This window comes from Blautia acetigignens, from assembly GCF_025566865.1.
Classification (GTDB): Bacteria; Bacillota; Clostridia; order Lachnospirales; family Lachnospiraceae; genus Blautia_A; species Blautia_A acetigignens.
Genome location: NZ_JAOQJM010000007.1, coordinates 100,756 through 123,465 on the forward strand (window position 1 = coordinate 100,756; position 22,710 = coordinate 123,465).

23 protein-coding genes and 1 pseudogene are annotated in these 22,710 nt (G+C 43.6%); 2 read left to right on the top strand and 22 right to left on the bottom strand.

Going from position 1 to position 22,710, the window contains the following annotated elements; translation table 11 throughout:
- Positions 1-11 precede the first annotated feature (11 nt).
- The 4 genes from OCV70_RS10385 to OCV70_RS10400 form a co-directional block, all read right to left on the bottom strand.
- Positions 12-599, bottom strand: a complete 588-nt coding sequence (locus OCV70_RS10385; RefSeq protein ID WP_021925122.1) for a DUF2291 family protein — start codon at positions 597-599, stop codon at positions 12-14.
- 85 nt (positions 600-684) lie between these two features.
- Positions 685-1,668, bottom strand: coding sequence for a D-ribose ABC transporter substrate-binding protein (locus tag OCV70_RS10390; RefSeq protein ID WP_186900849.1), 984 nt, complete (start codon positions 1,666-1,668; stop codon positions 685-687).
- 329 nt (positions 1,669-1,997) lie between these two features.
- A complete protein-coding gene (locus tag OCV70_RS10395; protein ID WP_117852827.1) occupies positions 1,998-2,888 on the bottom strand; it encodes a ribokinase in 891 nt (296 codons plus the stop codon).
- A 180-nt stretch (positions 2,889-3,068) separates the two neighbouring features.
- Positions 3,069-3,704 carry a Crp/Fnr family transcriptional regulator gene (locus OCV70_RS10400; RefSeq protein ID WP_186901843.1) on the bottom strand — a complete coding sequence of 212 codons (636 nt, stop codon included), beginning with the start codon at positions 3,702-3,704 and terminating at the stop codon, positions 3,069-3,071.
- Between the two features lie 162 nt (positions 3,705-3,866).
- Between OCV70_RS10400 and OCV70_RS10405 the strand changes: the two genes are divergently transcribed.
- Positions 3,867-5,657 (top strand): flavin reductase, encoded by a 1,791-nt coding sequence (locus tag OCV70_RS10405; protein ID WP_173768283.1) that lies wholly within the window; start codon positions 3,867-3,869, stop codon positions 5,655-5,657.
- 49 nt (positions 5,658-5,706) lie between these two features.
- Here OCV70_RS10405 and OCV70_RS10410 read toward each other — a convergent pair whose 3' ends face one another.
- The 4 genes from OCV70_RS10410 to OCV70_RS10425 are packed head-to-tail and all read right to left on the bottom strand — an operon-like array spanning position 5,707 to position 11,180.
- Positions 5,707-6,732 (bottom strand): U32 family peptidase, encoded by a 1,026-nt coding sequence (locus OCV70_RS10410; protein ID WP_173768281.1) that lies wholly within the window; start codon positions 6,730-6,732, stop codon positions 5,707-5,709.
- Between the two features lie 36 nt (positions 6,733-6,768).
- Entirely contained in the window at positions 6,769-7,602 is an 834-nt protein-coding gene (locus OCV70_RS10415; RefSeq protein ID WP_195587818.1) for a TrmH family RNA methyltransferase, read from the bottom strand.
- A complete protein-coding gene (locus OCV70_RS10420; protein ID WP_207743321.1) occupies positions 7,599-9,008 on the bottom strand; it encodes a hypothetical protein in 1,410 nt (469 codons plus the stop codon). The genes OCV70_RS10415 and OCV70_RS10420 overlap by 4 nt, the downstream gene beginning before the upstream one ends.
- Positions 9,009-9,011: 3 nt before the next feature.
- Positions 9,012-11,180, bottom strand: coding sequence for an alpha-galactosidase (locus OCV70_RS10425; RefSeq protein ID WP_195587822.1), 2,169 nt, complete (start codon positions 11,178-11,180; stop codon positions 9,012-9,014).
- Positions 11,181-11,592: 412 nt separating this feature from the next.
- On the opposite strand from OCV70_RS10425, the gene OCV70_RS10430 reads away from it, so the two are divergent.
- A complete protein-coding gene (locus OCV70_RS10430) occupies positions 11,593-12,432 on the top strand; it encodes an AraC family transcriptional regulator (RefSeq protein WP_195587824.1) in 840 nt (279 codons plus the stop codon).
- Positions 12,433-12,481: 49 nt separating this feature from the next.
- On the opposite strand, the gene OCV70_RS10435 is transcribed toward OCV70_RS10430, so the two are convergent.
- The 14 genes and pseudogenes from OCV70_RS10435 to OCV70_RS10500 form a co-directional block, all read right to left on the bottom strand.
- Positions 12,482-12,661 (bottom strand): hypothetical protein, encoded by a 180-nt coding sequence (locus tag OCV70_RS10435; RefSeq protein WP_021926119.1) that lies wholly within the window; start codon positions 12,659-12,661, stop codon positions 12,482-12,484.
- Positions 12,658-12,918, bottom strand: a pseudogene (locus tag OCV70_RS10440) (hydrolase); the annotation flags it as partial. The pseudogene OCV70_RS10440 and the gene OCV70_RS10435, both read right to left, overlap by 4 nt.
- A gap of 25 nt (positions 12,919-12,943) precedes the next feature.
- A complete protein-coding gene (locus OCV70_RS10445) occupies positions 12,944-13,171 on the bottom strand; it encodes a purine biosynthesis protein PurH (protein WP_186901830.1) in 228 nt (75 codons plus the stop codon).
- Positions 13,172-13,387: 216 nt separating this feature from the next.
- Entirely contained in the window at positions 13,388-13,735 is a 348-nt protein-coding gene (locus OCV70_RS10450; protein ID WP_186901829.1) for a molecular chaperone Hsp90, read from the bottom strand.
- Between the two features lie 145 nt (positions 13,736-13,880).
- On the bottom strand, positions 13,881-15,143 hold the full coding sequence (locus OCV70_RS10455) for a M20/M25/M40 family metallo-hydrolase (protein ID WP_195587826.1): 1,263 nt from the start codon (positions 15,141-15,143) through the stop codon (positions 13,881-13,883).
- 33 nt (positions 15,144-15,176) lie between these two features.
- Positions 15,177-16,133, bottom strand: coding sequence for a tRNA dihydrouridine synthase DusB (gene dusB / locus OCV70_RS10460; protein WP_195587828.1), 957 nt, complete (start codon positions 16,131-16,133; stop codon positions 15,177-15,179).
- Between the two features lie 83 nt (positions 16,134-16,216).
- On the bottom strand, positions 16,217-16,555 hold the full coding sequence (locus OCV70_RS10465) for a DUF6145 family protein (RefSeq protein ID WP_117852804.1): 339 nt from the start codon (positions 16,553-16,555) through the stop codon (positions 16,217-16,219).
- Between the two features lie 23 nt (positions 16,556-16,578).
- A complete protein-coding gene (locus OCV70_RS10470; protein ID WP_195587830.1) occupies positions 16,579-17,376 on the bottom strand; it encodes a biotin--[acetyl-CoA-carboxylase] ligase in 798 nt (265 codons plus the stop codon).
- Complete coding sequence (gene argF, locus OCV70_RS10475; protein WP_021926112.1) at positions 17,376-18,377, bottom strand: ornithine carbamoyltransferase; 1,002 nt, start codon at positions 18,375-18,377, stop codon at positions 17,376-17,378. The genes OCV70_RS10470 and argF overlap by 1 nt, the downstream gene beginning before the upstream one ends.
- Before the next feature lie 19 nt (positions 18,378-18,396).
- Entirely contained in the window at positions 18,397-19,338 is a 942-nt protein-coding gene (locus OCV70_RS10480; protein WP_195587832.1) for an SPFH domain-containing protein, read from the bottom strand.
- Between the two features lie 17 nt (positions 19,339-19,355).
- Positions 19,356-19,784 (bottom strand): NfeD family protein, encoded by a 429-nt coding sequence (locus tag OCV70_RS10485; protein ID WP_021926110.1) that lies wholly within the window; start codon positions 19,782-19,784, stop codon positions 19,356-19,358.
- 14 nt (positions 19,785-19,798) lie between these two features.
- Complete coding sequence (locus tag OCV70_RS10490; protein WP_195587834.1) at positions 19,799-20,581, bottom strand: TrmH family RNA methyltransferase; 783 nt, start codon at positions 20,579-20,581, stop codon at positions 19,799-19,801.
- Positions 20,582-20,676: 95 nt separating this feature from the next.
- Positions 20,677-21,333, bottom strand: coding sequence for a potassium channel family protein (locus OCV70_RS10495; protein ID WP_195587836.1), 657 nt, complete (start codon positions 21,331-21,333; stop codon positions 20,677-20,679).
- A gap of 55 nt (positions 21,334-21,388) precedes the next feature.
- Positions 21,389-22,681: a TrkH family potassium uptake protein gene (locus OCV70_RS10500; RefSeq protein WP_243176856.1), complete on the bottom strand. Its 1,293-nt coding sequence runs from the start codon at positions 22,679-22,681 to the stop codon at positions 21,389-21,391.
- Positions 22,682-22,710 lie beyond the last annotated feature (29 nt).

The following is a 22,710-nucleotide window of genomic DNA, read 5'->3' on the forward strand; positions in this document are numbered from 1 at the left end:
GCTTCCTCCTTTTATTCAATTGTCAGCTCAACTGCTGTAATCGTTACTGCATCTGCACCTGCTTCTGCTCCGCCGGTAAATGTAACAGTCTTGCCAACTACACTTTCGTCGATTTCAAGTGGATCAATAACCTGCGCAAGCGCCTGCTTGTTCAGTTCTTTTCCATAGCTTGACCATTCCGTCTGGTTGGTAAAGCTTTCAAAGTTTTTCAGTGACTGAAGGTCACGGATTGCAGTACTGGAATTCGGTCCGTCTGTACGGACACGGATTTCTTTTGTTCCGGTAAAACCATCCAGTTCCACTACAAGATAATGCTTCGGAGTATCTGTATTATATTCTTTAATTTTTCCTGTTCCTTTTACTGCCGTTGTTTCTGTAATGCCATCACCATTTAACAATTCCACAAGATCCTGTGCTTTTTGGGAAATATCCGCTACAACAGATGACCAGTCTCCTTCTGATTCTGCTGCGGAATCAAATTCCTGTTTACCGGTATAGGAAGCTTCCTCTCCAATCGGAACCACGGTTACTACACCACAGCCGGTAAAGGTTACTGCTGTACATGCGGCCAGAACCGCCAAAATTCTTCTGCTTTTCATAATCATCTCTCCCTGCTTTCTATTATAAAAGGCGGCGCAGACGCACCGCCTTCCATTTTAACCTTTTGACCTTGATTTCGTCCTCTTATTTAGCATCTGGCTCTGTATAAACAAATGCGTTCAGACAATCTGTATTATCAGCTGTGATTGCTACGCAAGGAACAAGCTGTTTCTCTTCTTCCGGAGCTGTTCCTTTAAGGTAAGCGTCAGCCTGCTCAACTGCCATCTCTGTGATCAGTGCAATCTGCTGAAGAGCTGTACCAACCATGTCACCGGATTTGATATAAGCGTTTGCTTCGTCAGATCCGTCAAGACCGATGATCTTAATGTCTTTACGTCCTGCATCAAGACAAGCCTGAACAGCACCGCATGCCATAGTATCGTTACCACAGATGATACCTGTAATCTCCGGATTGGACTGAAGGATTGCTTCTGTCTTCTCGTAAGCTTCTGTCTGATCCCAGTTAGCAGACTGCTGAGCTACCATTTCAAGATCTTCGTACTCGTCAATTACAGAATGATAGTTATCAGAACGAACCTGGCAGTTTGTATCGGACTCAAGTCCAAGAAGCTCTGCATATTTGCCTTCATAGTTCATAGCCTCAACCCATACTTCGGCAATTGCTGCTGCGCCCTGTGCATTATCTGCTACGATCTGTGCTACTGCAAGTCCTGACTGGTTAATTTCACGGTCGATCAGGAATGTAGGAATTCCGGCATCATATGCCTTCTGAACAGCTTCGATTGAAGCATCTGCACCAGCGTTATCGCAGATGATTGCTGCTGCTCCGTCATTGATAGCTGCTTCGAAAAGCTCAAGCTGTGTAGCAGCGTCATCATCATGTGAAGCACATTTCACTTCATATCCAAGCTCTTCTGCTTTCTCTTTTGCAATTACCTGTTCTGTGTTGAAGAACGGATTGGATGTAGAAGGTGTAATGCAATAAATAATGTTGCTTCCGCCACCAGGAAGTAATTCAGCGTTCTCTTCTGCCATTACCGGCACTGTCATTAATCCTCCAACCATAGCTGCTGTCATAGCTAATGCCATTGCTTTTCTTGCTTTCATTAATACGTCCTCCTTAAAAAATATACTCTGTTTTGTTCGTTTTCGCTCCGAACTGTTGATAATTTGATTATAAACATTTATGCAAATATTTCAATATCCTTTTTAGTTTTATATGTTATTTTGTATGTATGCACAATATTTTTCACATTTTTTTAGTTACTTTTTACCATAAAATTGTCTGTTTTATCATTTTCGCTTGTTTGTTTATATAAACATTTATATAAATATTTATATAAATGTTTATATAAAATTTAAGGGGCAGATTTCATCTGCCCCGTTTTTTTCTATCCATATGCTCAGTCAAATTTTATTTTCTATTCTTGTGATTTTTAAAGTATTTCCAATTCTTTTTTCACTTCCTCCGCTTCCGGAATAGACGGAGTTGCACCAGGTCTTGAAACTGCAATAGAAGAAGCCTTAGCAGCCATTCTAAGCGCCTCCTGAATGCTTCTTCCTTCAATAGTCGCTGCAATAAAATATCCGGTAAAGGTATCTCCGGCCGCCGTAGTATCCACTGCTTTTACCTTAAAAATATCCTGAAACACTTTTTCTTTTCCATCATAGTAAATAGCACCATCGCTTCCCAAAGTGAGAACAAAACATGCATCCGGGAACTTCTCTGCCATTGCATCCAGAATTCTGTCTTTATCCTTGTACCCGGTAATCTGCTCACCCTCAATCTCATTAAGCAGGAACAGGTAAACCTTTCCCAGATCACAGGAATTTAATTTTTCATCAAATGGTGACGGATTCATAACTATTTTCATCTTTTTCTCGTATGCCTGGTCAATGATGTAATCCAGCATATTGATCTCATTCTGCAAAATCAGGTAGTCACCTTCACCAAAATCAGCCAGGACCTCATCCACAAATTCCTTCGTCTGCATCTGATTGGTTCCGCCATAGAGAATAATGCAGTTCTGAGCATTCTTATCCACCTGGATCATGGTATGTCCGCCTTTTACAGGAAGTCTGCGGATATATTTGGTGTTTACTCCGGCTTCCTTACATGCATCCAGAAGAATGTCTCCGTCCGTTCCCACAATACCGGCATGGTATACCGGTACACCAGCCTTCGCCAATGCAATAGATTGATTCAGGCCTTTTCCTCCGCTAAACACCTCCAGTTTAGAAGAGTGCTGTGTTTCCCCGCCAACAATAATGTGATCTACTGAATAGACGTAATCCACATTTAATGAGCCATAATTTAATACCTTCATGAAAAAAACCTCCGTTCATTCGTTGTCTCTTTGCAGCAGTTCCGTATTGCAGATTGCTGCGCAGTTACACTGCCTCTGCAATCTTTTCTGTCTATATTATGTTGCACAAATCCACCTGCGTCAACCAAATTTTCACTCAATACAGTCAAATATCTATAATCTGATGCCAGAATACCACCCTTAAAGAATCCTTAACTTCTTTCCCTCGCGCTCAATGATTCCTTCCTCCGCCAGATTTTTCAGTTCCCGCATCATGGCGCTGCGGTCTACACTTAAGTATTCAGCCAAAGTTGTGTAAGACATGGGAAGGATAAAGCTTTCCCCTCTGTTTTCCCCGGCTACGGAATTCAGATATGCCATGATTTTTTTCCTGGTACTGTTTCTGGAAAGCACATAAATCCTGCTCGCCTGTTGGCTGGCGCGCGCTGCAATCATCTGAAGCAAATTACTTACCAGCTGGCTGTGAAACCTGCAGGCATTTTCGCAGCGTTTGATCACATGCTCATAATCAATAAACAGTACCCTGGTCTTTCCTCTTGCGCAGACATAATAATGCTGAGATTCTTCTGGAAGCAAAAACGGCTCCCCAAAAACACTGTCCGTTTCCAGATTGTCCATCATGTACTGATTTCCCTCTTCATCGCAGCAATAAAGCACTGCCTGTCCCTCCAGAAGCAAACCGATTTTTTTCATGGAATGGGCATACTCCATGATCGTTTCGTTATTCTCATAACAAGCCTCTCGCATACCAAAGCACACCTTCATTCTTTCCTGTTCTTCCTGCGTTATATAGGAAAAAAGTGTAACTGCATTCATCTTTCTTCTCCTTCATATTTTATATTTCAAACAGCTTTTACTCTTTTTTATCAGAATACTCCTTTTTGTTGTATTTGCAACAGATTTTTTCATGAAATATGGATATAATACAATCAAGTTAAAAAGCTAACAACTTCCGGTTATAAAAAGGAGATAAAGCGTATGAAAATCACAGATACCATTAAATATGTAGGCGTAAACGATCATCAGATAGACCTTTTTGAAGGACAGTACAAAGTGCCAAACGGCATGGCTTACAATTCTTATGTAATCCTTGATGAGAAAATTGCAGTTATGGATACAGTAGATGCTAATTTCACACACGAATGGCTGGATAATCTGGATCAGGCTCTTAACGGACGCAAACCGGATTACCTGATCGTACAGCACATGGAACCGGATCACGCAGCCAATGTGGCAAATTTTCTTAAGGTTTACCCAGACACAACTGTTGTTGCCAATGCAAAAACCTTCAATATGATCCGCAACTTCTTTGACCTCGACCTGGAGGGTCAGAAGCTTGAAGTAAAAAATGGCGGTACTCTCAGCCTTGGAAAGCACAACCTGACCTTTGTTTTTGCCCCAATGGTGCACTGGCCAGAAGTTATGGTAACCTATGACAGCACAGACAAGGTTCTTTTCTCTGCAGACGGATTTGGAAAATTCGGTGCTCTTGATGTAGAAGAAGATTGGGATGACGAAGCTCGCAGATATTTTATCGGAATCGTTGGAAAATACGGACCGCAGGTACAGAATCTGCTGAAGGTGGCTGCCGGGCTTGACATTCAGATCATTTGCCCGCTTCACGGACCTGTTCTTAAGGAAAATCTTGGCCATTACATTGGGCTGTATGATACCTGGTCCTCCTATACTCCGGAAACAGAAGGAATTGTAATTGCCTATACTTCTGTTTACGGCCATACAAAGAAAGCAGTAGAATTGCTGGCTGATAAGCTTCGCAGCAAAGGGTGTCCAAAAGTAGTTGTTTATGATCTTGCAAGAGATGATATGTCTCTGGCTTTGTCCGATGCCTTCCGTTACAGCAAGCTGGTTCTTGCAACTACCACATACAATGCCAGCATTTATCCGTTTATGCACGACTATATCACACGCCTGGTGGAGCACAATTTCCAGAACCGCACTGTAGGCATTATTGAAAACGGCTCCTGGGCACCTCTTGCAGCAAAGGTTATGAAAGAAATGCTTTCCCCATGCAAAAAAATCAACTGGCTGGACACCACTGTAAAGATTCTGTCTGCTGTAAATCAGGAAAACAAAGAGCAGCTGGAAGCTATGACCGACGAGCTTTGTAAGGAATACATTGCAAAGAGTGACGAGCTTGCAAACAAGAATGATATGACTGCCCTTTTCCGAATCGGATACGGTCTTTATGTGGTTACCTCCAATGACGGCAAAAAAGACAACGGGCTGATCGTAAATACTGTAACCCAGCTTACCGATACACCGAATCGCGTAGCCGTAAACATTAACAAGGCAAACTATTCACATCATGTGATCAAACAGACAGGTGTGCTGAATGTAAACTGCCTTTCTGTAGAAGCACCATTCTCTGTTTTCCAGCAGTTTGGTTTCCAGACCGGTCGAAGCGTAGATAAATTTGCCGGTCAGACAGTTCGCCGTTCCGATAACGGACTGGTTTTCCTGGATAAATATATTAACGCTTTTATGTCTCTGAAGGTAGAGCAGTATGTAGATCTGGGAACTCACGGAATGTTCATTTGCAGCGTTACAGAGGCCCGCGTTATGAGCGATCAGGACACTATGACCTACACCTATTATCAGAAGTATGTGAAACCAAAGCCACAGACCGAAGGCAAAAAGGGATTTGTGTGCAAGGTTTGCGGATATATTTATGAGGGAGATGAGCTTCCGGAGGATTATATCTGCCCGCTGTGTAAGCATGGAGCTGCTGATTTCGAACCAATTGCATAAAATAAATCGAAAAAGGTTCCGGCGTCTGCCGGGACCTTTTTCGTAAATACTATTTTTTCATACCATAAGTTTCATAATAACAATTGCCGCTGCAGCCTTTCTCAAACAGTTTGGCTTTCATTTTATTTATAAAATCAGCTTCATTTTTCGCACAATCCAGGAGCTCTAACGCCTGCTTTAAATTACGGATATCATTCTCCATATAATTCACGTAATTTCCTCTTCCTACCAGCTTCAAGTGTGTGATTCCAGCCCTTTGAAGCTGATAAAGCGCACATAATCCGCATCCGGTTTCGCCGCAAATATAATCCGGCACATCCAAAATATCCTCTTCTATTTCATCTGTTAACACTTCTAAAGCCAGTTCTGTTTTTCCTGCTTTTTTCTTTCCCGGAACATATGGCACCCGGCAAAGATATCCCATTTCATCACAGTGCAGGGAATTACAAAATGCACCTGTAAACTGACACAATTCATTCAAAACAAATGCCTCAAACTCACAGATTTCTGCTTCTTTTCCCGCCTCATACATTTGCTTTGATAACAGATTCTGCTGTTTATTCTTACAGCTTTTAATAACACTTTCCATATCCTCGAAGGTATTTTTTCTGTGAAATATCAGTCTTTTGGGATGAAATTGTGCCACTGCATCCACCATACGCCTATTGATTTCTCCTGTTTCTCCACTGATATGCAAGTCACAGTCCACATTATTTTCCCGCAAGTACACCATCAGTGCCGGATCTGCAATAATATAGCTGTGAAATCCAATTGTCATACAGCATCGAATGATTTCTGCAATTTCCGGGTACTGTTCCGGAATATAGTACAGAGAATTAAAAGTAAGATGAACCGGTTTTCCGTATTTTTTTATCATAGCTGCAAGAATCCTGAGTTCTTCAAAGGCTCCAAGCTGCACATTATAGCAAAGCACTTCACGACGATTTAACGGCAGTACTGTGCCATATTTTTTTGACCAGGAATAGGGGACATATCCACAGAAAAACTCATCTGCTCCTGCTTTTACAAAGCGCTCATATTCATCGATTGAGCCTAATCCTGCTACGATTTTCATAATAATAATTCCTCGTGAGATAGCATTTACTGAATATTATGTTAAATTTTTCTTTCCAAGCTCCCAAAATGCCACTGCACTGGCTGCGGCCACATTCAGGGAATCCACATCGTGAGACATAGGGATTTTCACTGTGTAATCACAGTCTGCAATCGTCTGACCGGACAGGCCATCTCCTTCTGTCCCAAGAATAATTGCCAGCTTCTCTTCCGCCAAAAGGGCAGGATCATCAATGCTGACAGAATCATCACGAAGCGCCATTGCCACAGATTTAAATCCCATCTTTTTCAGGCTGTCCATTCCGGCCTCCGGCCAGGAAATCTTCTTGTCAAAATAGGTCCATGGAATCTGGAAAACAGTTCCCATACTCACTCTGGCAGCTCTTCGATAAAGAGGGTCGCAGCATCCTCCTGTAAGCAGCACTGCGTCCATATGTAAGGCTGCGGCAGAACGAAAAATCGCACCTATATTGGTTGGGTTTACCACATTTTCCAGTACTGCTACTCTGCAGGCATTTTGACAGATTTCCTCTACAGACGGCAGCTGACGCCGTTTCATGGCACATAGCATTCCTCTTGTCAGAGCAAAGCCTGTAAGCTTTATCAGCACATCATACTCTGCTGTATAAACCGGGGTTTCCGGAAACTGCGCCAGAATTTCCTTCGCCGCTCCTTCCAGATCCTTATGCTCCACAAGAAAGGAAATCGGCTCATAGCCTGCATTGACTGCACGCTGAATTACCTTTGGACTTTCCGCTATAAAAAGCCCCGGCTTTGGTTCATAATATCTCAACAGCTGTACCTCTGACAGGCTGGCATATAAGCCAAGCTCCGGCGTATTAAAGTCTTTTATTTCAATCCAATTAGTCATTTTTGCTCTCCTATTACCAGTCTGTCCACGCCGTTTTTTATATAAGCCTCCAAAACTTTTATATCCTTCAAAGCATCCATATCAATACCAAATAAAGAATTATATCTTCCCATCATATGCAAATGCTCCGGATACAAAAGTACATATTCCCTGCAGTATTCCGGACAGTTTTTCATCAGCTTCTGGCGACCTCTTTCACCATTTGCACAAACCGCAAATAACGGACAGTACTGCGACGTATTTGTCTGATAAAAAGGTATATGAAGACTGTTTTTTCCTATGGGAAACAATTGCGTATAACCACAGGTTTCCCATTCAAAGCGGCAGATTCCGTAGGTATTTCGCAGAAAATTCCTATAAAACTGTGCATTCAGGCTATTTTCTTTAAATAATTTTTGATCACCTGTTTTATAGGAAATACGCGGATCCTTTTTTCTTTTATTAAGCAATGTGCCTAAACATGGAATCAGATTTTCCGTCTGATTTTTCAGGATTTCTGCCATCCCCCAGTCATTTATAACCACTTCAATCTGACAATTATGCAGACGGCACCACTTATCAATTTCACACAGTAAGCGAGAAATAAAATCCAGCTTATATTCCCGTATATAAGAAAAAACAAGGGTTATTTTCAGATGTTCTTTTATTGCCTTTTCCATCAGCTTAAACAACATATCCTGTTCCGGAAACAATAGATGACAGAACTGATTTCCAATATATAACCATTTAGGTTTTCGTTCTGACTGCAAAAGCTTTTTGCAAATACCAATACTGTTTTCGGCATATTTCTTAAGAAATTCTGCAAAAGAAAGCCGTAGATAATCAGCATACATTTCCGTATGATCCAGTTCTAATGCCAGCTCTGCATTCAGCTTCTTCCAAATTTCCTTTCCATCCGAAGTTGCTTCTGATACAACAGCCTGCACCTCTTCGTCCCAGATCTGCATCTGCGCTTCCAGACTCTCACACCTTACCTGATCCAGTTCCCCCGGATAACCAGTCATATTTTTTGCCAGCCCACTGTCATCCTCTTCCAGCTTTAAATGAATATATCTGTTGTACTGTCTTAGCAAGCTCTGTACAGCCTGCTTATAGTCCGGCTGATTAACGAAAACCCAAAATTTTTCATAAAATTCAGATGGCTCATCAGTCTCTTTTTTTAGGTCATAGAAAGAAATTTTCACTTCATTATATTCGCCTTTTTCCAGATCATAAAAGCAGAGCCTGAACAGCTGCTGCGGACCTGTCTTTGTCTTGTCTTTTCCGGCTTTTGTATTCCCGGAAGCCATCATTTGGTTTTCCTTGCACAGTCGAAAACCAAAGCCGGTTTCATCTAATTTTGTAATCCTTATCTCCCGGTCTCCTGCAAATCCGGCAAGAAGACCGAACGGAATCATAGATACCATGTGTTACTCTGTCACTCTTTGCAGCATAATCTGATATGCCTCATATTCTCCTTTGGGTGCGGTAAGAAGTATGCCTGCTTCCATAAGAGCTGCACCGGCATAAACCTTTCCCGTTGTTTTTTCCAGATAAAAAGCATCTTCAGCAAGTCCTCTTGGAGTTACATAAGCTGCCACCGGATTTGCTTCTGCAGTTAATCTGACTACACTTACCAGTGCCTGATTCTGATCTTCAGACACTACCATCCATGCAGCAAAATCATCCTGAAACGGATCAGAAAGACGGTAATAATTTCCCTCACGAATCAACTCCTGATGTTCCCGATATTTGGCGAGCTGCATGCGGATTTCTGCTTTTTCTTCCACACTTAAAAGTGCAGGATTCAGCTCATATCCAAAGGTTCCTGACATTGCCGCAACGCCTCTTGTATGAAGGCTTGTCACTCTTCCGGTCTGATGATTTGGCACTGCAGATACATGAGATCCCATAGCTGCCACCGGATAGAAGAAGGAGGTTCCATACTGAATTCTGGTACGATTAATGGCATCTGTATTATCACTGCACCAGATCTGAGGAGTATAATACAGCATTCCTGCGTCAAATCTTCCACCGCCTCCGCTGCAGCCTTCAATCAAAATATTCGGATATTTTGAGGTGAGTTTTTCCAGAAAATCATATACGCCAACAACATAATCATAGGTTACATTAGAAGCATATACATCTGCCATACTACGGTTCATATCCCATTTTACATACTCAATATTTCCCTGATCCAGCACTGCACAAATCTGCTCAAAAACATGGTTGCGAACCTCTTTTCTTGAAAAATCAAGAAGCAGCTGATTTCTGGAACGAATTGGATTTCGTCCCGGAATGGTAATCGCCCAATCAGGATGTTTTCGATAAAGCTCGCTGTCTTCGTTTACCATTTCCGGTTCGATCCAGATGCCGAATTTTACTCCTTCTGCATTTACACGCTCAATCAGTTGGGAAAGAGTTCCCCCTAATTTCTCCTCATTTACACACCAGTCACCTAGAGAAGAGTTGTCATCATTTCGCTTTCCGAACCAGCCATCGTCCATAACAACCATGTCAATTCCCAGCTCTTTTGCCTGTTTTGCAAGCTCCACAATAGTATCTCCGGTAAAGTCAAAGTATGCAGCTTCCCAGCTATTGATCAGAATCGGACGGTTTTCATGAACATATTTGCCCTGACAGATATGGTTCATAATACAGTGATGATACTGCTGGGAAAGTCTGGAAAAACCTTTGTTTGAATAAGATAAAATAACCTCCGGTGCTGTAAATTCGGCCCCTGGTGCAAGAGGATATGCAAACAGTTCATCCGTAAGGCCCATTTGAAGTCTGGTCTGATTATACTGATCCTTTTCTGCCTCACAAAGGAAATTCCCACTATACACAAGCAGCATTCCATAACAGCTTCCGCTATCCTCATTTGCATTTTTTTGCGCAAGGATCACACCTGGATTGTACTGGTGGCTGGAGGTTCCTCTGCGGCTTCCCAGGCGAATACTTCCATGAGAAACCGGTACTCTCTCCATATTTCTTTCCATAGCATGCCTTCCGTAAAATTTAATCAGGTCATAGTCTCCATGAAGGAAATCCAGACATGCAGACTGGGCTTTTCTGATAGTTACAGAAGTTTCCCCTGCATTTTTAATGATCACACTTCTTGTAATAATATCCTCTTTTTCCAGTACGCCGTAAAGGAGATGAATTTCCATATTTGTGTTTGGATCTGCCAGCAGAATTTCCAATGTTTCTGCTTCATTTTCCCCGGCACGTACTGCCGGAAGTCCGGATAAATTGTATTTTCCTTTTGTGATTTTATGACTTACATAGACTGGATCGCAGCACTGGGAGCCATCTGCATTTTCAATATTTAATACAAAATTACGGAAGTCTCCGGTTCCAAGAGAAGGATATTCCTGTGGCAGCGCATCCAGAGAATAGGTTCTGTCCATTTCTGCTGAATACGGATTCCCGGAAAAGCCGCGGTCTGCATAGCTGAGAAGATAGCCCATTTCCCCTGCTGTTCTGGCACCGTAGTACAGATGAAGCAGGTAATCATGCATATCTGCCTGCATCTGATAGGTGGAATGAGCGGTATTAAGAGTGAAAATGCGGGTGGATTCGTTGAATGTGATTGACATGGGTAGGAGCCTCCTTTTTTCTTATCAAGCGGATATTCCAGGTCCGCTTCGCTACTTGCTCGTAACCGAATAACTGCTTCGCAGTTTATCAGAAAGAGCTTGCACTTCAATTCACGTTTAGTATAACATACCAAAATAAGCACTTAAATAGCAATCTTTTTCCTGTTTCATGGCTTTATAGTGCATTTTTGTTGTATAATGAAATATAATATCGCATTAAGATATATATTGCACCTATCCATTGCCTTTGCATTCTCTGTTCTGTACAATTCTACTGTTTTTTCCTCCAAATATCATACTGCCGTTGATTTTCTTCCACAATCTGATCTACTTGTGCAATCTGTGTTTTTTTAACAGTAAGAACGTAGTATAATATTGATACCACAAAACTTCCACAGGAGATTTTCAGCATATGAACAACAATTTCCACATTTTCCCAAGCGAGAACTTCATTGATCTGTGTCTCTATCAATATGGACACGAAAAATGTGCCCCCGGGCATTTATTTGGTCCGGCGACACGGAATCATTATCTGTTTCATTATGTGCTTTCCGGGACAGGAACTCTGATGGCTGCTGATTCCAGAGGAGAAAACCACAGCTACCAGATTCGCAGCGGACAGGGCTTCATGATTTTTCCCGGCCAAATTACTACGTATATTGCAGACGTAAATGTACCCTGGGAATATGTGTGGGTGGAATTTGACGGACTGCGGACTACGGAAATTCTGAATGTCTGCGGCTTCTCTGCCGATTCTCCTGTTTATCGTACCCGTTCTGCTGAGCTGCGGGAAAAAATGGCCAAAGAGCTTTTGTATATTTCTGAGCATTCAGACCAGTCTGTGTTTCATCTGATGGGACATCTGTATCTTTTTCTGGATTTACTGGCGCAGTCAGCTCCTGCACCAAAGCCTGCTGTCAACAGCAAAATGAGTGATTATTATATCAAAGAAGCGATTAATTTTATTGAACAGAACTTCCAGAATGATATTTCTATCGAAGATGTTGCCGCTGTGTGCGGTATTAACAGAAGTTATCTGGGACGAATTTTCCGCACCAGTACCGGCCGTTCCCCACAGGAGTTTCTGATCAGCTACCGCATGACAAAAGCGGCTGAGCTTCTGAAGCTGACGACTCTCTCTGTAAGTGATATCGGCTGCGCCGTAGGGTACGAAAACCCTCTCCATTTTTCACGGGCGTTCAAAAATGTGTATGGGGTTTCACCCAGAGAGTGGAGGAATTTGCATAAGTGAAAATAACGGGTATCACCGTTTCCAGGGATACCCGTTGGTTTTGTTTCTTTTATCCAATTACTTCATACTGCATCATCTCATATTTCAGCTTTGTGCCTTCTTTGATTTCTGCCGGCAGAAGTGCACGGGCTACCAGTTTAAGTTCCGGGGAATCTGCATCGGTTCGGCGCAGATTCGCATAATCTCCATCTATGGAAACCACCTCATAATACCAGGTTTCTAATATCATTTTCCTAATTCCTCCTGTTCTGCTGCCATCTCTGCGTTAATAGTATCTTCACTTGCAGCCATTGCCTGTAAGGTCATGGTCAGAAGCTTCTCCAAATCCCAGCCAAGCTGCTGTGCGCCTCTTTCGATTACCTCACGGGAGCATCCGGCAGCAAAGCCTTTGCTCTTGTATTTTTTCTTGAGAGATTTCAGCTCCATATCCTTGGTACTCTTAGATGGGCGCATCAGTGCTGCTGCCCAGATAAGTCCGGTAAGCTCCTTTATGTCTGTTTACAATGGTCTTTTACATTGGGCAGCGATTTCTTCCCGGCATGTCTTCTCCTTTTACATATCTGGCATTGAACTCCATGTTGATCTGACGGAGTTCCTTTTTGCCTTCAATGTAATCCTGATACATTTCTGCAAGTCCGGCCATGCAGCCATCACAGTTTGCCTCTATGTTTCCCAGGGATTCTGCAACTATTTTTTCCCGCTCCTCGCGGGTTGTCTCTGAAATTAAATATCCAGCCATCTTATACCTCCAAAATAACAGCTCTGTATTATTTTTACCACTATACAACATTAAAGTGAATTTGTACATAAGTTTCTTTTATTTCATTCACACAATTCCGGCAATATTAAAATAAGAGAAAGAATCTCTTCAGACCCTTCCTCTTAAATAAACTTTCCTGTTATCTGCAAGCGACACGGCACTTGTACCACGCACGCCTGCAAACCCTTTTATAAATTATTTCAGGATTTCATCCTTCTTATTCAGCAGTGCCTCGCAAGCTGCGCATGCAGGGCAATCACAGTATTTCTCGCCTGCTTCCTTGCGCTCTTTCGCATGAATCAGGACGTTCTTAACGCCATCTGCGCCAAATACTTTTGCACCCATATCAGACTCTGCGAAAGCAATCAGCCCGTCGATCGGCATGATGTCTGCTTCCAGCTCTGCAACATAAGCTTTAGCAGCCTCTGCTTCTCCCTCTTTTCCAACAGCATCCAGATAATTCTGAGCTGCCTCTTTGATTTCCTTGCAAGCTGACGGTGCTGCCAGCAGATCAGCGGTTAATTCCTGAATTGTTTTTCCCATAGTAAAATCCCCTTTCTGCGATATCGTATTTTCAACATTCCGGGAGAACTTTTCTCCTGGAGCGTGCCCTCAAAAGGCTTTCTGCTAGATGTGCGTGACACTTTGCGAGAATGATTTTTCAAATACATTCTAATTTTATTATAGCTTACTCCTTTGAAAAATCAACGTTAAAGTCGGTAATATGAGGAAGCTGATATTTACGGATTCCTTCAAAACCGGACAGTGCCAGGAGCAACAGCAAATCTCGCTGGGGGCCTTTCCAGGTTTCGGTGTGTTCGTACCATTCGTGGATGGTATGTTCGCCGCCGCCTTTGCCGCCCCAGCCCACAGTAATTGCTGGAATTCCAAGGCTGATGGGAATGTTTGCATCGGTGCTTGCGGCGCCTATGTAGAGGGTTTCCATACCAATCACCTGGTTAGCAACGTTGGCTGCCTGTACGATTTGGCATTGTTTTTCCTGGGTTCCGGCAGGGCGTTTGCCTTTTTGTTCAAAGGTAACAGTAATGCAATCAGAGTCATTAATTCCAAGTCCCCAGCGTGCATTCTCTTCCTCCACGGCTTCCTCTACCGCCTTATGGAACTTAGCGGAAAGTTCCGCTAACGCATTTGCATCCAGAGACCGCATATCTACCAGCATAGACGATTCCTCTGCGATTACATTCACAGAAGAGCCACCGTTTACTACGCCCACGGTGAATGTAGTTTTTGGGGCTGATGGAACCTGAAAATCGCTGATTTTGGCGATTGCGCGTCCCATTGCGTGGATGGGGCTTGGAATGCCGAAGTCGGTGTAGCTATGCCCGCCCGTACCGTGGAACGTTACCAGGTAGCGCTCACTTCCTACTGCCTGATAAATAATCCCCGAGGTATTTTTATCATCAATAGAAATAAATCCATCAAATGGATGACGTGCACTCCCATCAACACCAAAAACATGCTTCGTCCCCCGCAAATCTCCCAGTCCCTCTTCACACACATTCGCGCAGAAAACAATATCTCCCTCGCCACGGATTCCTACAGCATTCATTGCTCTTGCGATGCTAAGAAGTTCTGCCACAGCTCTTGTATCATCTCCGATTCCCGGACAGCTGTAGCGGTTTCCATCCTGCTTCAGCGTCAGGTCTGTTTCCATCGGGAAAACTGTATCAGTGTGTCCTGCAAGCACGATACGAGGACCATTTCCGTTTCCCTTTCGGACACCCAGAACATTTCCCACCGCATCAATGTGCACATCTTCAAGACCAGCCTCCTGCATCTTACCAAAAACATATTCTGCTTTCTTCTCTTCCTGATAAGAGGGCGCCGGAATCTGGCACATTTCCAGAGTTTCCTGCAACGTCCTCTTGTCGTCCTTTTCTAAAAACCTAAATGCTTCCTGAACCGTCTTGCATCTTAATAACTCTTTCATGATAGTGATTGCTCCTTACCTGCCGTATCCTTGCTACAGCCGCTCCAACAGCTGCTGTAATTCCTCATAGCTGCTGATGTTGTTGGACTCTCTGCGAAGTCCGGCACTATGAGGCATTCCGGCTGTATACCATGCCACATGCTTCCGCATTTCACGAATTCCGATAAATTCGCCCTTCATCTGGATCTGCGCCCTCGCATGCTTCAGAATTGTTTCCTTAATCTCATCCAGCGTCGGTCTTTGCAGTTCTTCGCCCATTGCAAAGTAGTGATTCATTTCCCGGAAGATCCAGGGATTTCCCTCAACAGCCCTTCCAATCATTACAGCATCACAGCCGGTCTGGCAAAATAAAGCCTCTGCCTTTTTCGGAGAATCCACATCTCCATTTCCAATTACCGGAATAGATACTGCTTCTTTGATCCTGGCGATAGTTTCCCAGTCTGCGCTTCCGGAATAATACTGCTGCCTTGTCCGTCCGTGAACTGCAATCGCAGCCGCCCCGGCATCCTCAATACGCTTCACAATATCAATAATATCAACAGGCTCTTTCTCAAAACCAATTCGCACCTTCACAGTAAGAGGCTTACTGATTGCGGAGGATACGCTTTTCACAATATCTGCGATCAGCTCCGGGTTCTTCAAAAGTGCAGATCCTTCTCCGTTATTTACCACCTTGGGCACCGGACATCCCATATTGATATCCAGAATATCAAATGGCTCCTCTTCAATCTCCTTTGCCACCTCTGCCATCAGCTGTGGCTCACTTCCAAATAGCTGAAGAGAAATGGGATGCTCCACAGGATCTATTTTCATAAGCTCCCTGGTATTCTTGTTCTTATAGGAAATTGCCTTGGCACTGATCATCTCCATACAGAGAAGCCCAGCTCCCTGTTCCTTACACAGTTTGCGAAAAGCAAGATCTGTCACCCCTGCCATAGGAGCAAGAACAAAACGATTAGGAATCTCTACATTTCCAATTTTCCATGACATTTTTTCAGGAATTTTATGCATGGTATTCCCATTTTTCAAGTTACTGTCTAAATTACTATTCATATTAACCTTTATGTTCTGTCTTATTTTTCTTCCACATCTTCTCCCAGGAAAAATACCCGGTAATACATTTCCAGGGATTCCAGAAGTTCCTGTTTTTCCTGGCGAAGCTGTTTGATCTTCAATGCCCCACCGATATCATCATAAAAGCCATCTGCTTCTGCCGCTTCTGTCTTAAACTGAAGATCGCCCTGATTATCAAACTCCAGAGTAAAGATTCCTCCAATCTCCTCTGTATAGAGTACACACATAATCTGAAGCTCTTTCTTCACATGATCCGGCAGAGAATTAAAGTCTTTATTAAAATAATATTTCTGCTCATAAGCACTTGCACCGCAAAGCACTACATTATCCTGATACAAATAGATACCACCTTTCTTTTATTTCACACGTAGCTGTACAAGCCCCGCACAGAAACCTCTCCTGCGCTGACTTCCACTACTGTTCCATCCGTTTTTTCCACAAGCAGCTCCCCGCTGTCGGTGATTCCCCTGGCAATCCCTTCATAAGGCTCCTTTGCCAGTACACGGACAGGCTGATTATAATTAGCCAGAATACTTTCATACTCAGCTTTGAGTCCGCTGAGATTACAAGTCGCTGCAAATTTTTCATAATAATTTTCAAAGGCTTCCATTACAAGTCCCGGAATCTGGCTTCTGTCAAACTCTCTTCCGCTTTCCAGATAAAGAGAAGTGGCTTTGTCTTCCATTTCTGCAGGAAACTCTCTGATATTTACATTAATTCCCACGCCTATGACCGCATAATCGATTTTTTCATCACGAACTCCCATTTCAGTGAGAATCCCGCATATCTTTTTGTGGGAAACCACCACATCATTGGGCCACTTAATGCTTACCTCAAAGCCAAGCAGCTTCACAGCTTTCGCCACTGCCATACCCATTACCAGCGTCAGCATAGGTGCATACTGAGGCTCAAACTCCGGTCTCAAAAGAATACTCATCATTACGGAGGTTCCTTCCGGTACCTCCCAGGAGCGTCCAAGACGTCCTCTTCCTGCAGACTGAAATTCTGCAAGGGCAAGCGTTCCCTGCGGTGCGCCTTCTTTGGCAAGGCGCTTGATCCACAAATTTGTAGAATCCGTTTCTTTTGCAAAATGGACGGTTTTGCCCGCCCATTTTGTGTGTATCTGATCTGAAATTGTATTTTCGTTGTAAGCAAACATTATCTTGTCTCCGGCTCTCCTAAAGTAGCAACCATAACTGCTTTGATTGTATGCATACGGTTCTCTGCCTCATCAAATACCTTGGAAGCTGGGGACTCAAATACTTCGTCCGTTACTTCCATATCGGTAAGGTTGAAGCGCTCGCCCATCTCTTTGCCGATCTTGGTCTTAAGGTCATGGAATGCAGGCAGGCAGTGAAGGAAGATTGCTTTCTCACCAGCGTTCTTCATAACTGCGGAAGTTACCTTGTAAGGTGTCAGGTCATGGATTCTCTCTTCCCATACTGCATCCGGCTCGCCCATGGATACCCATACATCTGTGTAAATAACATCTGCATCCTTGGTTCCAGCCTCCACATCCTCAGTAAGAGTGATGGTTGCGCCAGACTGTGCAGCGTACTCCTGGCACTGTGCTACAAGCTCCTCATTCGGGAAATATTTCTTGCTTGTGCATGCTACGAAATGCATTCCAAGCTTGGAGCATGCTACCATCAGGGAGTTGCCCATGTTGTAGCGGGCATCCCCCATGTATACCAGCTTAATGCCCTTCAGGTATCCGAAATGCTCACGGATAGTCAGCATATCAGCAAGCATCTGAGTAGGATGATACTCATTTGTCAGACCGTTCCAAACCGGAACACCTGCGTATTTGGCAAGCTCTTCTACGATGTCCTGGCCAAATCCGCGGTACTCAATACCGTCATACATTCTTCCAAGAACTCTTGCAGTATCTGCAATGCTCTCTTTCTTGCCGATCTGGGAACCTGTTGGATCCAGATAGGTGCTTCCCATTCCAAGGTCATGAGCTGCAACCTCGAAGGAGCAGCGTGTTCTTGTGCTGGTTTTTTCAAAGATCAGGGCAATGTTTTTGCCTTTGTAATACTCAGTCAGCTCGCCAGCTTTTTTCTTTGCCTTTAAATCAGCGGATAAATCAAGAAGATACAGAATTTCCTCTGGTGTAAAGTCTTTCAGTGTCAAAAAATTTCTGCCTTTTAAGTTCATAATAATTCTCCTCTTTTGTTTATTCTTCAGTCTTCTTCTCATCCACTACAACTTCCTTCAAAGAAGCTGCAAGGCCCGCCAGGTTCTGAATCTCGGACGGGATAATGATCTTGGTAGACTTGCCGTCTGCCACTTTTGCAAGTGCCTCGAAGCTCTTCAGGGTAAGGACTGCACTGTCTGCTCCGGCTTCCTTAATCATGCGAAGACCTTCTGCATTTGCCTTCTGAACCTTCAGAACAGCCTCTGCCTGACCTTCAGCTTCCTTGATCATGCGCTCCTTCTGCGCCTCTGCACGAAGAATTGCAGCCTGCTTTTCGGCCTCTGCGTCAAGAATGGCTGATTCCTTTTTACCTTCTGCTACAAGAATAGTAGACTTCTTCTCACCCTCTGCAATAAGTATAGCTTCTCGTCTCTCACGCTCTGCCTTCATCTGCTTCTCCATTGCTTCCTGGATCGCAGCTGGCGGAATGATGTTCTTAAGCTCTACACGGTTTACCTTGATTCCCCACGGATCTGTGGCTACATCAAGTGACGCGCGCATCTTGGTATTGATAACCTCACGGGAAGTCAGTGTTTCATCCAGTTCCATATCACCGATGATGTTACGCAGAGTAGTAGCGGAAAGATTCTCGATCGCCATGATCGGGTTCTCTACGCCATAAGCATAAAGCTTCGGGTCTGTGATCTGGAAAAATACAACGGTATCGATCTGCATGGTTACGTTATCTTTGGTGATAACCGGCTGAGGCGGGAAATCAACAACCTGCTCTTTCAGGTTAACCTTCCTTGCCACACGCTCAACAAATGGGAGCTTAAAGTGTACGCCAGTTCCCCATGTTGCCTGATAAGCGCCTAAGCGCTCAAGTACGATCGCATATGCCTGAGGTACGATACGAATGCAAGATGCAAGGATCCATAACACCAGAATAATGACGATCAATAAAACTACCACTTTTCCCATATTTCCGCCTCCTGTTTTTATTTAGGCTCCACGATCAATCTGACGCCATGAACCGCCTTGATCGTTACTACAGTGTCAACCGGAATTGTTTTGGTATCATCGGATGTCCGGGCCATCCATTCAATATCATTAATGCGAACCTGTCCGGTCTGTGCCAGATTGTCGATTTTTTGAATCACAACAGCTGTTTTGCCCAGAAGACTATCCACATTTGTTTTCTCTGTGTTCTTATTCATAAGCTTCATGGCTACCGGTCTTGTGAAAATCAGAAGCACAAGAGAAACACCAAAAAACAGAAGAAGCTGAGGCACAATTCCAACTCCAATACCAGATGCAATGGCAGCTGCCAATGCGCCGCCGGCAAACCAGATGGTAGTAAGCGCCGTAGTAAGCCCTTCAATGACCAAAAGCACTGCCAGAATTCCCAGCCATATGATTGGTTCCATAAGACTCCCCCTTTTTATCGTCTCTGCCTTGCTGCTTCATACATCAGTATTCCTGCTGCCATAGCTGCATTAAGAGATTCCACTTTTCCACACATTGGAATACGGATAAGGCAATCCGCTGCTTCTGCCGCTTCTTCTGTCAGCCCGTTTCCTTCATTTCCAATCAGAAAAGCAGTGCCACCCTGATAATTTTCCTGATCATAGGAATTTTTCCCTTTCAGATGGGCAGCAAAGGTACGGATTCCTTTTTGCTTCAGTTCTGCTTTTAATGATACCACATCCTCCACATATAGAAAAGGCATTCTGTAAACAGATCCCATAGTGGAACGAATGACTTTTGGATTTGTGATATCCACACATGTCTTTGTGAGAAAAACTCCGGATACTCCGGCTCCTTCTCCGGTTCTGAAAATAGTCCCCGCATTTCCCGGATCCTGCAGATCCTCCAGGATCATAATAAGAGGAGAGTCTCCCCTCAGGATATCCTGTATTGTCCAAACAGGCTTTCTCAGCACAGTAAGAATTCCCTGCGGGGTTTTGGTATCACACATCTGACGAAAAACATTATCTGCTACAATCTCTGCTTTTCCCTCAGGCAGCATGCTTATCTGCTCCATTAATGAACTATCCGAAGTCAGGGATTCCGTTACATAGACTTTAGAAATCCAATCCCTGGGAGCCTCCCCGAACATTTTCCGTCCTTCTGCTACAAATAACCCCTGCTCTCTGCGGGCTTTTGCTTTCTGATTCAGCTGTATAATGTTTTTTACCTGTGTATTGCTCGCACTGGTTATCATAAATTATCCTCTGATGCTGGTACAATGAGCCTTAAATACCAAACCTATTGATTTATCTTAATTTTCATCATACCCGGTTGTTAGTTTTATTTAAATCATATGGTACGTTTCACCCGGTTCAGATCCTGATTTTTTCCGGCTGCAACCAAAACACATCCTTCTTTCAGTTTCTCTGCGGGATCTATGTTTACATTCACTTCGTCGCCAAGCTTCACAGCCACTACATTGATTTTATATTTCTCCCGGATTTTCAGCTCCGCCAGACTTTTCCCTGCCCAATCCGCCGGTATACGGAATTCAGCCATACTGAACTCTGATGATAACTCAAAAATATCTTCAAAACCATTGGAGGTCAGATTTCGTGCTACTCGAAGTCCCATGGAACGCTCCGGATAAATCACCTGATCGGCCCCGATTTTTTCCAGAATACGTCCATGAAGCGTATTCATAGCCTTGGAAACAACACAGGGAACGCCTAAATCCTTAGCCTGCATTGTTGCAGTAATACTGGCTTCCATATTTTCTGCAACAGCAACAATTGCCACATCCACATTCTGTACTCCAAGAGACTTCAGTATATCTGGTTCACGCACATCTGCCCGTACCGCATAGGTAACAGTCTCCGCAATCTCCTGAATATTTTCATCCTTATCATCGATTGCCAGCACATCATAATCTGCATTCGCCAGTTCTCTGGCAAGTGTCATTCCAAACTGCCCTAATCCGATTACTGCAAAAGATTTTGCTTTCATGGTCTGCCCTCATGTTTTCATAGTATAAATGCTTTTTAATGATTTTATTTTCTGGTTATCCAATCATAATATTTTCTTCTGCCAGATGTACCTTCTCAGATTTCTTCTGTGCACGAGATACAACAGCTGCACCTAATGTCAGCGGACCGATTCTTCCAATGTACATGGTAAAAATCACAATCCACTTGGCTGGTGTATTCAATACAGAAGTCAAACCTCTGGAAAGTCCTACCGTTCCCACTGCTGATGTCAGTTCATAAAGTACATCAATAAACGGGGCATCAGGCATTACTGCAAAAAATGCCAACAGGGAAACAAACAAAACACTCACTGCCATTCCTGCGACCACAAGTGCTGAACGGACATAGCTGCTTCGAATTTTGCGACCACAGACCTCCACATCCTTCTTTCCGCGAAGGTTCGTGATAATGCTCAGCACCAGAACTGCAAGAGTTGTCGTCTTTATACCACCTGCTGTTCCCATCGGAGAACCTCCAATCAGCATAAGAAACAGACAAAGCATTGCAGTTCCATTGGTAAACGCAGCCTGATCAACTGTAAAAAATCCTGCGGTTCTGGTTGTTACAGCCTGGAACAGCGAAGCCATCAGTTTTTGTCCCAATGTGAGTTTTCCTATTGAAGCCGGATTGTCATATTCAAACAGAAAAATCAGGAAGGTTCCTCCCACCAATAAAATGCCGGTGGTCACAAGCACGATCTTGCTCTGTAAATGAAGTGTTCTGTAGAATCTGCCAAAGGAAAGCTTTTTCTGAAAAATCAGCTTAAAACGTTTTCCCAAATCCCACCACACTGTAAAACCAAGCCCGGAGGCAATGATCAAACTGATGGTAGTAAAATTCAGCAACGGATTCGTCACATAATCAGCCAGACTATTATCTCCCAACAGATCAATTCCTGCATTACAGAATGCAGAAACCGCAGTAAATACAGCCTGACCGGCGCCCTTCACCAAACCAACTCTGGGAATAAAATAAATCCCATAGCTAATTGCTCCGATTCCTTCTGCTGCAAACACACACAGTACAACTTTCCGTACAACCTTTACAAGACCTGACATCTGCTCCAGATTATAGGATTCCTGGATCATTCGACGGTTTTTCATGCTAATTTTCTTATTTAAATAAATGAAAATCACACTTGCCAGCGCAATCAAACCAATTCCGCCAATCTGTATCAGCAGCAAGATTACCAGCTTGCCGATTAAGCTCCAGTGGGTAGCTGTGACTACAGTTACCAAACCGGTAACACATACGCATGTAGTTGCTGTAAACATGGCATCTGAAAATGATGTGGTTTGTCCCGGTGCTGTACACAATGGCAGCCACAAAATTAATCCGCCTACAAAAATTACCCCCG

Coding starts and splice junctions, on each gene's coding strand:
- OCV70_RS10470 (WP_195587830.1), bottom strand. CDS start 17,376: ATGTTTGCTTACAACGAAAATACAATTTCAGATCAGATACACACAAAA.
- OCV70_RS10480 (WP_195587832.1), bottom strand. CDS start 19,338: ATGGGAAAAGTGGTAGTTTTATTGATCGTCATTATTCTGGTGTTATGG.
- OCV70_RS10435 (WP_021926119.1), bottom strand. CDS start 12,661: ATGATATTAGAAACCTGGTATTATGAGGTGGTTTCCATAGATGGAGAT.
- OCV70_RS10420 (WP_207743321.1), bottom strand. CDS start 9,008: ATGGTATCTATGATTCCGTTCGGTCTTCTTGCCGGATTTGCAGGAGAC.
- OCV70_RS10430 (WP_195587824.1), top strand. CDS start 11,593: ATGAACAACAATTTCCACATTTTCCCAAGCGAGAACTTCATTGATCTG.
- dusB (WP_195587828.1), bottom strand. CDS start 16,133: ATGTCATGGAAAATTGGAAATGTAGAGATTCCTAATCGTTTTGTTCTT.
- OCV70_RS10445 (WP_186901830.1), bottom strand. CDS start 13,171: ATGGCTGGATATTTAATTTCAGAGACAACCCGCGAGGAGCGGGAAAAA.
- OCV70_RS10405 (WP_173768283.1), top strand. CDS start 3,867: ATGAAAATCACAGATACCATTAAATATGTAGGCGTAAACGATCATCAG.
- OCV70_RS10425 (WP_195587822.1), bottom strand. CDS start 11,180: ATGTCAATCACATTCAACGAATCCACCCGCATTTTCACTCTTAATACC.
- OCV70_RS10385 (WP_021925122.1), bottom strand. CDS start 599: ATGAAAAGCAGAAGAATTTTGGCGGTTCTGGCCGCATGTACAGCAGTA.
- OCV70_RS10400 (WP_186901843.1), bottom strand. CDS start 3,704: ATGAATGCAGTTACACTTTTTTCCTATATAACGCAGGAAGAACAGGAA.
- argF (WP_021926112.1), bottom strand. CDS start 18,377: ATGAACTTAAAAGGCAGAAATTTTTTGACACTGAAAGACTTTACACCA.
- OCV70_RS10450 (WP_186901829.1), bottom strand. CDS start 13,735: ATGGGAAAAACAATTCAGGAATTAACCGCTGATCTGCTGGCAGCACCG.
- OCV70_RS10395 (WP_117852827.1), bottom strand. CDS start 2,888: ATGAAGGTATTAAATTATGGCTCATTAAATGTGGATTACGTCTATTCA.
- OCV70_RS10455 (WP_195587826.1), bottom strand. CDS start 15,143: ATGAAAGAGTTATTAAGATGCAAGACGGTTCAGGAAGCATTTAGGTTT.
- OCV70_RS10415 (WP_195587818.1), bottom strand. CDS start 7,602: ATGACTAATTGGATTGAAATAAAAGACTTTAATACGCCGGAGCTTGGC.
- OCV70_RS10495 (WP_195587836.1), bottom strand. CDS start 21,333: ATGAAAGCAAAATCTTTTGCAGTAATCGGATTAGGGCAGTTTGGAATG.
- OCV70_RS10485 (WP_021926110.1), bottom strand. CDS start 19,784: ATGGAACCAATCATATGGCTGGGAATTCTGGCAGTGCTTTTGGTCATT.
- OCV70_RS10490 (WP_195587834.1), bottom strand. CDS start 20,581: ATGATAACCAGTGCGAGCAATACACAGGTAAAAAACATTATACAGCTG.
- OCV70_RS10390 (WP_186900849.1), bottom strand. CDS start 1,668: ATGAAAGCAAGAAAAGCAATGGCATTAGCTATGACAGCAGCTATGGTT.
- OCV70_RS10410 (WP_173768281.1), bottom strand. CDS start 6,732: ATGAAAATCGTAGCAGGATTAGGCTCAATCGATGAATATGAGCGCTTT.